Below are 11,611 nucleotides of genomic sequence, written 5' to 3' on the forward strand. Positions count from 1 at the left end.
CCTTAGCCGCTATTCACCCTCGAACATTTCCAGTGTCCGGGGCATCCGCTCACCGGGCCTCGCATGCCGCCGCAACCGGCGGGCGCCCCCGGAGTTGTCGAGAATGGACTCTTTCGAGCTGAACAAGGTCGCGGGCGCCGTACTCGGCACTCTCCTTCTCGCCATCGGGTCCGGCTTCGTCGCCGAATTGATCTACAGCCCCAAACCGGCGGGAAATGCGGGCTACGCCCTGCCCGAGCCTCAGCCCGAGGCGGCCGGGGGCGGTGCCGCCGCCGCCGCGGTGAAGGCCGAGCCCCTCCCGGTCCGCCTCGCCAGCGCCAGCGTCGAGAAGGGCACCGGCGCAGCCAAGAAATGCGCCGCCTGCCACAGTTTCGAGAAGGGCGGCCCGAACAAGGTCGGCCCGCATCTCTGGGGCGTGGTCGACCGTCAGCGCGCCCATGAGAGCGGGTTCGAGTATTCCGCCGCCCTGAAGGAGAAGGGCGGTACCTGGACCTACGACGAGCTCGACCACTTCCTCACCAATCCGAAGACCTACGTGCCGGGCACCAAGATGGCCTTCGCCGGCATCCAGGCGCCGCAGGAGCGCGCCGACGTGATCGCCTATCTGCGCTCGCTGGCCGATACCCCGGCGCCCCTCCCCGCCGTGGAGAAGGCCGCCTCGGCCGATGACAAGCCGGCGGTCGAGAAGGCGCCGGAGGAGAAGCCGGCCCAATAAGCGTCGTCCTGAGGCGACATCCTCGTCATCGGCTCGACGGAAAGGCGCGGCGTGTCCGCGCCTTTCCCGTTTCCAGACGACCCGCCGATCGGCCCACGCGCATATTGCAGTGCGGTAACATTCCGCGAATCACGTGACCGGCCGAGTTCGAGCCTCGCGCGGGTCGCGCCATCGTGAACGCGCGAGACCGCACACGAATCGACCAAGATCGCCGCCCACCAACGGTTTCGGGTCAGGATTCCTTCATCATACTGCACTGCCCGCCTTCGTCGTGAACGGCGAGCGGAGCCCTGCGCGCTACAATCTAGAATTATATCAGTTATTGCATCGCACAATAGAATTGGTGCAGGAAGGTGCCGCAAATCGAAGCAAGCGAGAGCGAGACGGATGTCGAACGGTGTCGAGGAACAGTCTGCCATGGGTGAACGCGCATTGATCCATCGCCGGAAACTGTTGGCCTACTTCTCCTCCAGCCCCCTGTTCGCGCCGAGCGCCGCACGCGCCCTGGCGGGACTCGCCGCCCTCGGAACCACGGAAGCGGTGGCCCAGAGCTACGACGTGCTGCGCGCCGCCCCCGTGATGAACGGCGACCTCATCGCCTCTCCGGCTCAGGCCCTCAACGTGTTCGATTTCGAGCCCGTGGCGAAGAAGGAATTGCCGCCGGCGCATTACGGCTACCTCGCCAGCGGCGTCGATGCCGACAAGACGCTGAAGGCCAACCGAGACGATTTCGACAGGATCCACGTCCGCGCCCGCCGCCTGATCGATGTCCGCAAGATCGACACCACCGTGACGATCTTCGGAGAGACCTGGGCGAGCCCGATCGCGCTCGCCCCCGTCAGCAGCGTCGGCGCCTTCCATCCCGAAGCCGAGGCCGCCGCGGCCCGCGCCTGCAAGGTGAAGGGTCACCAGATGATCCTGTCCACGGTGGGCAGCACCTCCATCGAGGACGTCATCAAGGAGCGCGGCGCCCCCGTCTGGTACATGCTCTACCCCACCGACGACTGGTCCGTGACCGAGAAGCTGGTGAAGCGCGCGGAAGCCGCCGGTGCTCCGGCCATCGTGCTCACCGTCGACCGCCAGGGCGGCCGCAACACCGAGACGCTGTTCCGCGAGCGCCGGGCCGACACCCGCACCTGTACCGATTGCCACACGCCGGGCTTCAAGAACGAAGTCAGCCGCAAGCCGATGTTCGACGACATCGACGTGTCGAAGGTGACCAACCTCTACGGCACCGGCATGACCTGGGATTACGTGAAGCGCCTGCGCGGCATCGTGAAGGGCAAACTCGTCCTCAAGGGCATCATGACCCAGGAAGACGCCAAGATCGCCCTGACCCACGGCGTCGATGCGCTCATCGTCTCGAACCATGGCGGCCGCGCCGAAGAGAGCCTGCAATCGACCATCGGTGCCCTTCCCGAGGTGGTCGCCGCCGTGAACGGCAAGGTGCCGGTCCTCATCGACGGCGGCTTCCGCCGCGGCACCGACGTGCTGAAGGCCCTGGCGCTCGGCGCCACCGCCGTCTGCGTCGGCCGCCCCTATGTCTGGGGCCTCGCCGCCTTCGGCCAGCCCGGCGTCGAGATGGTGCTCACCCTGATGCAGCGCGAGTTCGAGACGATCATGCGCCAGGTCGGAGCCACCAAGCTCTCCGAGATCACGTCCAAGAGCGTCCAGATCGTCTGATACCGGACCTCGTTGAGTCTGACTCATCGAGGTCTGCCCGCGCGACTGCGCGGCGGCGGTCGTCCGCCGGACCTCACTGACTCTGACCTATGGGTCAAAGTCAGTGAGACTTGGTATGACGCCCTTCAAACGACCGTTCCTCCGGCGCGTTGGAGCGACGCGCCGGAGACGTGCCCGCTTGGCGTGGCCTGTCCCGACGTCCTAGAAGGACATCCCGCCCGCGCCCTCGACCGCACGGGCAACGGAATTCGGGAGACAGCCGCCTCGTGATGCGAACAGCCCTGATCGGACGCCTTCTCGCCGCCTCCCTCGCGGTCGCCGCCTTCGCCGGCGGTGCCAGGGCCGCCCCCGACGGCGCCCCATGGGTCCACGCCCTCACGCTGATGGGCGAGCCGAAATACCCCGCCGGGTTCAGGCAGTTCGATTACGCGGACCCGAAGGCCCCCAAGGGCGGCCTCGTCCGCCTCGGCGCCCAGGGCGGCTTCGACAATTTCAACCTCGTCGTGGCGGGCCTGAAGGGCGATCTCGAAGGCGGGGTCGCGCAGATCTACGATACGCTGATGACGGAGTCGCTGGACGAGCCGTTCACCTCCTACGGGCTCCTCGCCGAAGGCGTGCGCCTCGCCGACGACCTCTCCTCCGTGAGCTACCGCCTGCGCGAGAATGCCCGCTGGCACGACGGAAAACCGATCACGCCCGAGGACGTGGTCTGGTCCTACGAGACGTTGAAGGCCAACAGCCCGTTCTACGCGGCCTATTACCAGACGGTGGCCAAGGGCGAGGTCACGGGCCCGCGCGAGGTGACCTTCACCTTCACCGAGAAGGGCAACCGCGAACTGCCGCAGGTGCTCGGCCAGCTCCGCGTTCTGCCCAAGCACTGGTGGACGGCCAAGGACGCGGAAGGGCGCCAGCGCGACGTCACCCAGACCACCCTCGAGATCCCCCTCGGCTCCGGCCCCTATCGCCTCTCCAAATTCGAGCCCGGCCGCAGCGCCACCTATGAGCGCGTCGCCGATTACTGGGGCGCCGACCTGCCGGTGAATGCCGGACGCAACAATTTCGGCACGATGCGCAACGAGTATTTTCGTGACGCCACCGTGCTGATCGAGGCGCTGAAGGGCGACCTCTTCGACTTCCGCGCCGAGAACGTCGCCCGCAACTGGGCCACCGCCTATGACGACTTCCCCGCCGTGAAGGAGGGGCGCCTGATCAAGGAGGAATTCCCCGATCGCGGCAACGGCATCATGCAGGCCTTCGTCTTCAACACGCGCAAGGCGAAATTCGCCGACGAGCGGGTGCGCCGCGCCTTCAACCTCGCCATGAACTTCGAGGAGATGAACAGGGCGCTGTTCTTCGGCCTCTACAAGCGCATCGATTCCTATTATTTCGGCTCGGAACTCGCCTCCTCCGGCCTGCCGCAGGGCGAGGAATTGGCGATCCTCGACGGCGTGAAGGACAAGGTGCCGTCCGCCGTCCTCACGACGCCCTACACCAACCCTGTGAACGGCACGCCCGATGCCGTGCGCGCCAACCTGCGCGAGGCGGTGCGTCTCCTCAAGGAGGCCGGCTACGAACTCCGCGACGGGCGCATGACCAACGTGAAGACCGGCGAGCCGCTCACCGTCGAGTTCCTGGAGTTCCAGAGCGTGTTCGAGCGGGTGGTCCTGCCGTTCTCGGCCCAGCTGAAGCTCATCGGCATCCAGACCTCGCTCCGCGTCATCGATCAGGCGCAGTACCAGAACCGGCTGCGCGCCTTCGATTTCGACGTGACCACGAGTTCCTGGGGCCAGTCGCTCTCGCCCGGCAACGAGCAGCGCGAATATTGGGGCTCGGCCGCCGCCGACAAGCAGGGGTCGCGCAACCTGATCGGCATCAAGGACCCGGCCATCGACACGCTGATCGAGCGGGTGATCTTCGCCAAGGACCGGCCGGGCGTGCTCGCCGCAACCCATGCCCTCGACCGGGTGCTGCTGTCGCACAACTACGTCGTGCCGCAATGGGCCTCGAACGTGTCCCGGACCCTGCGCTGGAACCGGTTCGCGCACCCGGCGACCCTGCCGCTCTACGGCTCCTCCGGCTTCCCGACCACGTGGTGGTACGACGAGGCCCTGGCCGCCAAGACCGGGGCACCCCGGTGAGGGGGGCGCCGAGCCGCCGGGACTTCGTCGTCGGGGCCGGCGCCCTCGGCATCGCCACGGCCCTGCCGAGGCCGGCTCGCGCCGCCCCCACCGGGCCGAGCCACGGCATGTCGAGTTTCGGCGAGCTGAAATACCCGGCCGATTTTCCGCGTTTCGCCTATGCGAACCCGGCGGCGCCGCGCGGCGGCCGGTTCTCGGCTCAGCTGTCCTCGACCTTCGGCAATCAGGCCGGCGACACGTTCGACACGCTGAACGCCTACGTCCTGCGCGGCAATGGTGCGGCCGGCATGAACCTCACCTTCGATGCGCTGATGGTGCGGGCGCTGGACGAGCCGGACGCGCTCTACGGCCTCGTCGCCCGTGAAGTCGAGGCGAGCGAGGACGGCCTCACCTACCGTTTCGGCCTGCGCCCGCAGGCGCGGTTCCACGATGGCTCGCGCCTCACCGCCGGCGATGTCGCCTTCACCCTGAACCTGCTGAAGCAGAAGGGGCACCCCGAGATCTCCCAGGTGATCCGGGACATGGCGGACGCCGTGGCCGAGGGCGACGAGACCGTGGTCGTCCGGTTCGAGAAGGGCCGCAGCCGCGACCTGCCGCTCTTCGTCGCCACCCTGCCGATCTTTTCGAAGGCCTATTACGCCGGACGGGACTTCGAGGCCTCCACCCTGGAGCCGCCGAGGGGGTCCGGCCCCTACAAGGTCGGGCGCCTGGAAGCCGGCCGCTTCATCGAGTTCGAGCGGGTGCCCGATTACTGGGCCGCCGACCTGCCGGTGATGGTCGGGCACAACAATTTCGACCAGATCCGCTACGAGTATTTTCGCGATCGCCAGGTGGCGTTCGAGGCGTTCAAGGGCGGCATCTTCACCTTCCGCGAGGAGTTCACCGCCCGCGTCTGGGCGACGGGCTACGACTTCCCCGCCCTCCGCGAGGGCCGCGTGCGCAAGGAAGTGGTGCCCGATGCCCGCCCCTCCGGCACGCAGGGCTGGTGGCTCAACACCCGCCGCGAGGCCTTCGCCGATCCCCGCGTGCGCGAGGCCATCGGCCTGTGCTTCGACTTCACCTGGTCGAACGCCAACCTGATGTACGGCGCCTACGAACGCACCGCCTCGTATTTCGAGAATTCCGACCTCAAGGCGACCGGACGCCCGCCCCCTGAGGAGCTGGCTCTCCTCGCCCCCCTGCGCGCCGACCTGCCGGCGGACGTGTTCGGCGAGGCCTGGAGCCCACCGGCGACGGACGGGTCGGGCCAGGATCGCGCCCTGCTCAGCCGTGCCGCGGCGCTCCTGCGCGAGGCCGGGTGCACGCGCGAGGGCGGCGTGGTCCGCCTGTCGTCCGGCAGGCCCCTCGAGATCGAGTTCCTTAACGACGATCCCGTCTTCGAGCCGGTGACCCACCCCTTCATTCGCAACCTCGGGCTTATCGGGATCAAGGCGCGCATCCGTCTCGCCGACGCGGCGCAGTACCAGGCCCGACTGAAGGATTTCGACTTCGACGTCGTGAGCCGCCGCTACGGCAGCAGCCTGACGCCGGGCCCTGAACTGCGCGAGGCCTACGGGTCGCGGGCCGCCGCGACGCCGGGATCGAACAACCTGTCCGGCATCGCCAGCCCCGCCATCGATGCGCTGATCGACAAGGTGACCGAGGCGACCTCGCGCTCCGATCTCATCACCGCCGCCCGCGCCCTCGACCGGGTACTGCGCGCGGGCCGCTACTGGGTTCCGATGTGGTACAAGCCGGATCACCGGCTGGCCCTGTGGGACGTCTACGGCCACCCGTCGCCGGGACCGGCCTACGATCTCGGCGCGCCGTCGATCTGGTGGCACGATGCCGACAAGGCCCGGCGCATCGGCCGGAACTGAGGACCTGACGTGCTCGCCTACATCCTGCGCCGCATCGCCCTCATGGTCCCGACGATCTTCGGGATCATGCTCATCACCTTCGTCATCGTGCAATTCGCCCCCGGCGGGCCGGTGGAGCGCGTGCTGGCGCAGCTGCAGGGCCAGAACGAGGGCAGCCTGTCCCGCGTCACCGGCGGCGCCGGCGATCTCGGCGGCGGCGGGCGCTCGGCCGGCGGCGGCTCGGAGGCGAGTTCGCGCTATCGCGGCGCGCAGGGCCTCGACCCGGCCTTCATCAAGAAGCTCGAACAGCAATTCGGCTTCGACAAGCCGGCCCCCGAGCGCTTCGCCAAGATGCTGTGGGATTACGCCACCTTCGATTTCGGCAAGAGCTACTTTCGCGATGTCTCGGTGCTGCAGCTGATCCGCGAGCGGCTGCCGGTCTCGATCTCGCTCGGCCTGTGGATGACGCTCCTGTCCTACGCGATCTCGATTCCCCTGGGCATCCGCAAGGCGGTGAAGGACGGGTCGCGGTTCGACCTGTGGACCTCCAGCATCGTCATCGTCGGCTACGCCATCCCGAGCTTCCTGTTCGGCATCGCCCTCATCATCCTGTTCGCCGGAGGCTCGTTCCTGCAGGTCTTCCCGATCCGCGGCCTCACCAGCGAGGGCTGGGAGAACTTCACCCTGTGGGGCAAGATCGTCGATTACGCCTGGCACATGACGCTGCCGCTCACCGCCCTGGTGCTCGGCGCCTTCGCCACCTCGACCCTGCTCACGAAGAACTCGTTCCTCGACGAGATCCGCAAGCAATACGTGATGACGGCGCGGATGAAGGGTCTCACGGAGCGGCGGGTGCTCTACGGCCACGTCTTCCGCAACGCGATGCTGATCGTGGTGGCGGGCTTTCCCGGCGCCTTCATCTCGGCCTTCTTCGCGGGCTCCCTGCTGATCGAGACGATCTTCTCCCTCGACGGGCTCGGGCTCCTGTCCTTCACCTCCATCGTCGGGCGCGACTATCCGATCGTCTTCGCCACGCTCTACATCTTCTCCCTGATGGGGCTGGCGGTGAACCTGCTCTCCGACCTGATCTACACCTGGATCGACCCGCGCATCGATTTCTCCGCGCGGGCCACGTGACCAGCCTGCCCCTGGTCATCCGGCCCGAGCGGCCGGGCGATACGGAGGCCATCGACCGCCTCCATGCCCGCGCCTTCGGGCCGGGACGCTTCGCCCGCACGGCCTATCGCCTGCGCGAGGGCACCCTGCCCCTGGCCGACCTCTGCTTCACGGCGCTCGTCGGCACCTATCTCGTCGGCTCCGTCCGCGTCGGCCCGGCGGAAGCCGGCGGGCCGCTCCTCGTGCTCGGACCGCTCACCGTCGATCCGAGCTTCGGAAAGCGCGGCATCGGCGGATCGCTGATGCGGGCGAGCCTCGATGCCGCGCGGGAAGGCGGCCACGGACTCGTGGTCCTCGTGGGCGACGCCCCCTATTATTGGCGCTTCGGCTTCGTGCCCGTGCCGCCGGGCCGCCTCCTGCCGCCGGGACCGGTCGACCCCACGCGCTTCCTCTGGCTCGAACTCCGTCCGGGCGCCCTCGACACCGTGTCGGGGAACGTGAAGGCCGTTCGTCCGCGTTGACCGGTGAGGCGCCGGGCGGTGCTGCGGGAGCGACGAATGACGGAACCGAACCACTCCATCACACACCGGACGATCGGCGTGAACGGCGTCAGCCTCCATGTGGCGTCCGCCGGCCATGGACCGCCCCTCGTCCTGCTCCATGGCTGGCCGGAATTCTGGCTCACCTGGGAGCCGGTGATGCAGCGCCTCGCCGATCGGTTCGAGCTGATCGTTCCCGATCTCAGGGGCTTCGGCGAGAGCGGGAAGCCGGAGGCGGGGCCGTCGGACAAGGCCGGGGCGGAGGTCCACGCGGCGGACGTGGTCGGGCTGCTCGATGCCCTGGGGATCGCGCGCGCCGGGTTCGTCGGCCACGATGTGGGCGCCTATGTCGGGCAGGCGCTCGGGCGTCGCGGACCGGAGCGCCTGACCGGCCTGTTCTTCTTCGATTGCCCCTATCCCGGCATCGGCCCGCGCCTCGCGGCCCCGGAAATGCTCGCCGAGATCTGGTACCAGTCGTTCCACGTCAAGCCGTTCGCCGCCGCCACGGTGGGCGCGTCGCGCGAGTCCTGCCGGCTCTATATCGGCCATTTCCTGCGCCACTGGGCCGGCGGAAACCCGGCGGCCTTCGACGACGTGCTGGAGGCGTTCGTCGATAATTTCATGGCCCCCGGCAACCTTCAGGGCGGCTTCAACTGGTACGTCAGCGCGCAGGACGGGCGCCTCGCCATGATCCGCGGCGAAGCGCCCCCGCTGCCGCCGATCCCCGTGCCGACCTGCATCCGCTGGGGCACGCGCGACCCGCTCTTCCCCTATGCCTGGACCGATCGTCTCGGCGAGACCTTCCCGGATCTCGACCTCGCCCCGTTCGAGGGCGTCGGCCATTTCCCCCACCGCGAGGCGCCGGTCGCGGCGGCGGCGGAGATCGCACGGTTCTTCGGACGGTCGATGGGATGACCCTGAAGATCGACATTCCCGTCGAGACGCCCGTCCCTCCCCCCTCTGCGGGGGAGGGTGGCCCGCGAATGCGGGTAGGGAGAGGGGAGCGCCGGTTCCGGAGAGGTCGCCCCCTCTCCCGCCTGCTCCGTAGGCACCCTCCCCCCTCTGCGGGGGAGGGTTGAAAACCTTTACGCCGCCCGCCCGCGACGCCCTTCCACCAGCCACATCGCCAGCACCGCGCCGGCGAGCGCCACGAGGGCCCAGAGACCCAGCGCCAGGGGATAGACCTCGACGCCGCGGATGACGGCGCTGTCGCTGGGGCGGAAACCGATCCAGTCGGCGCCGGCGAGCCGGCCGCTGCGCACCGATTGCAGGCGCGGCACCACCGTGCCGCCGCCGGCATCGGCGATCCGCCGGATCGACCCCCCGGTTCCCTCGGCCATGGCCTTCAGACGCTCGGTGTCGCTGAACACGTCGGTGAGTTCGCGCGGGTTCGGCGGCCCGACGCTGACGAAGGCGATGAGCGAGCCGGAGCGCAGGGTGTGCAGCCCGAGCTCCGTGGCCTCGAACGTCGTGCTGAACAGGCCGGGCTCCCCGGCCGTGAGGGTCAGCGTCCGCTCCGGTCCGGTCGGCCCCTTCACGGTGACGGGGTCGGTGGTCTCGGCCATGGTCTGGCGCTCGACGCGGACCTCGCGTCCGTGCCCCGTGGTCTGCGCCCGCAGGGCCTCCTCTTCGAGGGCCGGCTCCTTCATCAGCCAATGGCCGAGGCGGCGCAGGAGATCGAGATAGGGCCCGCCCTCCTGGTAGCCCCGCGCCCAGAGCCAGGCATGGTCGGACAGGAGCAGGGCGACACGGCCCTTGTCCTCCCGCGACAGGGCCAGGAGCGGCAGGGCGTTCGGCCCCTGCAGGATCGGCTGTACCCCCGCCTTGGTCTGGGCCGAGACGATGCGGAGCCAGTCGCCCCAGGCGGGGGGCGACGCCTCCGATCCCGGCAGGGCGCGGGTGACGGGGTGGCGGGTGCCGGTGCCCGTCAGCGTCGCCTTGTAGGGCTGTTCCACCACACGGCCATTGGGTTCGCCGGGCAGGATCTGGGAGAGCCGGGTGCGGGCCAGACTCGCCGAGGAGGCGAATTCCGGCCCCGCCGCGATGAGGAGCGCGCCGCCGTCGCGGACGTAGCGGACGATGTTGTCGAAATAGGCCGAGGGCAGCACGCTCTGGTTGGCGTAGCGGTCGAAAATGATGAGGTCGAAATCCTTGATCTTCTGGACGAACAGCTCGCGCGTTGGGAAGGCGATGAGCGAGAGTTCGGAGATCGGCGTCCCGTCCTGCTTCTCCGGAGGCCGCAGGATGGTGAAATGAACGAGGTCGACGTTGGCGTCGGATTTCAGCAGGTTGCGCCAGGTGCGCTCGCCCTGGTGCGGCTCGCCCGAGACGAGGAGCACGCGCAGCTTCTCGCGGATGCCCTCGATGGGCAGCACGGCGCGGTTGTTGATCGTGGTCAGCTCGCCGGGCAGCGGCTCGACTTCGATCTCCACGACGTTGGGGCCGCCATGCTCGATCTTGGTGGTGAGGGAGAACGGCTGGCCGGTGGGGAAGGTGCGGCGGCCGATCTCCTCGCCGTCGCGGCGCACGGTGACGGTGGCGCTGCCGGTGCCGCCCCGCTCCATCACCTCGGCGCGGATGGTGAGATCGCGCCCGACGATGCCGAAGCGCGGGGCCTCGATCAGCTTTATCTGCCGGTCGCGCTCGTCGGGATGTCCGGTGACGAGGACATGGAGCGGCGCCTTGATGCCCAGCGCCGCGACGGTGGCCGGGATGTCGTGGACGACGCCGTCCGTGAGCATCACCACGCCGGCCAGCCGATCCGGCGGGACGTCGGCGAGGCCCTGGGACAGGGCGGTGAACAGCTTGGTGCCGTCATCGCCGTCCTTGGCGTCGGGCACGTCGATGAAGCGCGGCTCGATGGTGGAGAGGGCTCCGAAGCGCCGCTGCAACTCGGTCCGCACCGTGTCGGTCATGGCCGGGCGGTCGCCGAGGCTTTGCGACCCCGACCGGTCCACGACGATGGCCGCGATGTCCTTCACCGGCTCGCGGTCCTCGCGCACCAGGGCCGGGTTGGCGATGGCCGCGAGCACGAGCCCGAGGGCCAGCGCCCGCAGGATCGCCGTGCGCCCCCGCGCCACGAAGGCAAGAGCGACGAAGATCGCCACCAGAACGCCCAAGCCCGCGATGACAGGCCACGGGATGAGCGGCGTGAAGCTGAGGCTCAGCATGGGCTAGCGGCCTCATATCCCATCTCGACGACCGTTCTCTTCATCCACCACGCGTCGATACAACGCGCGACAGGCTCCCTCTCCTGGAAGGAGAGGGTTGGGGTGAGGTGTGGTCCATCTCCGGACAAGTCACGCACCTCACCCTGTCCCTCTCCTTCTAGGAGAGAAGACCCGCGCTTCCTGCGACCTGTCTGAGAACCGCAGCCCGCGGGGGGAGAAGAGACAAGCCTGCCGAGCAGGTTCACCGAGGCGGCAATGCGAGGCGCGACAGGCTCCCTCTCCTGGAAGGAGAGGGTTGGGGTGAGGTGTGGTCCATCTCCGAAAAGGTCACACACCTCACCCTGTCCCTCTCCTTCCAGGAGAGGGGACCCGCGCTTCCTGCTGCCAATGGGGACCCCCTCCCCCGCAGAAG

Annotated in this window: 7 protein-coding genes and 1 pseudogene; 7 read left to right on the forward strand and 1 reads right to left on the reverse strand. The window is 68.7% G+C overall.

Going from position 1 to position 11,611, the window contains the following annotated elements; translation table 11 throughout:
- Window positions 1-103: 103 nt before the first annotated feature.
- The 7 genes and pseudogenes from MKK51_RS25235 to MKK51_RS25265 all read left to right on the forward strand — a co-directional run.
- Window positions 104-709 (forward strand): annotated as a pseudogene (locus MKK51_RS25235) (c-type cytochrome); the annotation flags it as partial.
- A gap of 423 nt (window positions 710-1,132) precedes the next feature.
- On the forward strand, window positions 1,133-2,398 hold the full coding sequence (locus tag MKK51_RS25240; protein ID WP_243982171.1) for an alpha-hydroxy acid oxidase: 1,266 nt from the start codon (window positions 1,133-1,135) through the stop codon (window positions 2,396-2,398).
- Between the two features lie 269 nt (window positions 2,399-2,667).
- A complete protein-coding gene (locus MKK51_RS25245) occupies window positions 2,668-4,536 on the forward strand; it encodes an extracellular solute-binding protein (protein WP_243982294.1) in 1,869 nt (622 codons plus the stop codon).
- Window positions 4,533-6,395, forward strand: coding sequence for an extracellular solute-binding protein (locus tag MKK51_RS25250; RefSeq protein ID WP_243982172.1), 1,863 nt, complete (start codon window positions 4,533-4,535; stop codon window positions 6,393-6,395). The genes MKK51_RS25245 and MKK51_RS25250 overlap by 4 nt, the downstream gene beginning before the upstream one ends.
- A gap of 9 nt (window positions 6,396-6,404) precedes the next feature.
- A complete protein-coding gene (locus MKK51_RS25255; RefSeq protein ID WP_243982182.1) occupies window positions 6,405-7,511 on the forward strand; it encodes a microcin C ABC transporter permease YejB in 1,107 nt (368 codons plus the stop codon).
- Complete coding sequence (locus tag MKK51_RS25260; RefSeq protein WP_243982184.1) at window positions 7,508-8,011, forward strand: GNAT family N-acetyltransferase; 504 nt, start codon at window positions 7,508-7,510, stop codon at window positions 8,009-8,011. Before MKK51_RS25255 ends, MKK51_RS25260 begins: the two co-directional genes overlap by 4 nt.
- A 36-nt stretch (window positions 8,012-8,047) precedes the next feature.
- Window positions 8,048-8,944 (forward strand): alpha/beta fold hydrolase, encoded by an 897-nt coding sequence (locus MKK51_RS25265; protein ID WP_243982185.1) that lies wholly within the window; start codon window positions 8,048-8,050, stop codon window positions 8,942-8,944.
- A 170-nt stretch (window positions 8,945-9,114) separates the two neighbouring features.
- Here MKK51_RS25265 and MKK51_RS25270 read toward each other — a convergent pair whose 3' ends face one another.
- Window positions 9,115-11,199 (reverse strand): hypothetical protein, encoded by a 2,085-nt coding sequence (locus MKK51_RS25270; RefSeq protein WP_243982187.1) that lies wholly within the window; start codon window positions 11,197-11,199, stop codon window positions 9,115-9,117.
- Window positions 11,200-11,611: the final 412 nt, after the last annotated feature.

The organism is Methylobacterium sp. E-045 (assembly GCF_022829685.1).
Classification (GTDB): Bacteria; Pseudomonadota; Alphaproteobacteria; order Rhizobiales; family Beijerinckiaceae; genus Methylobacterium.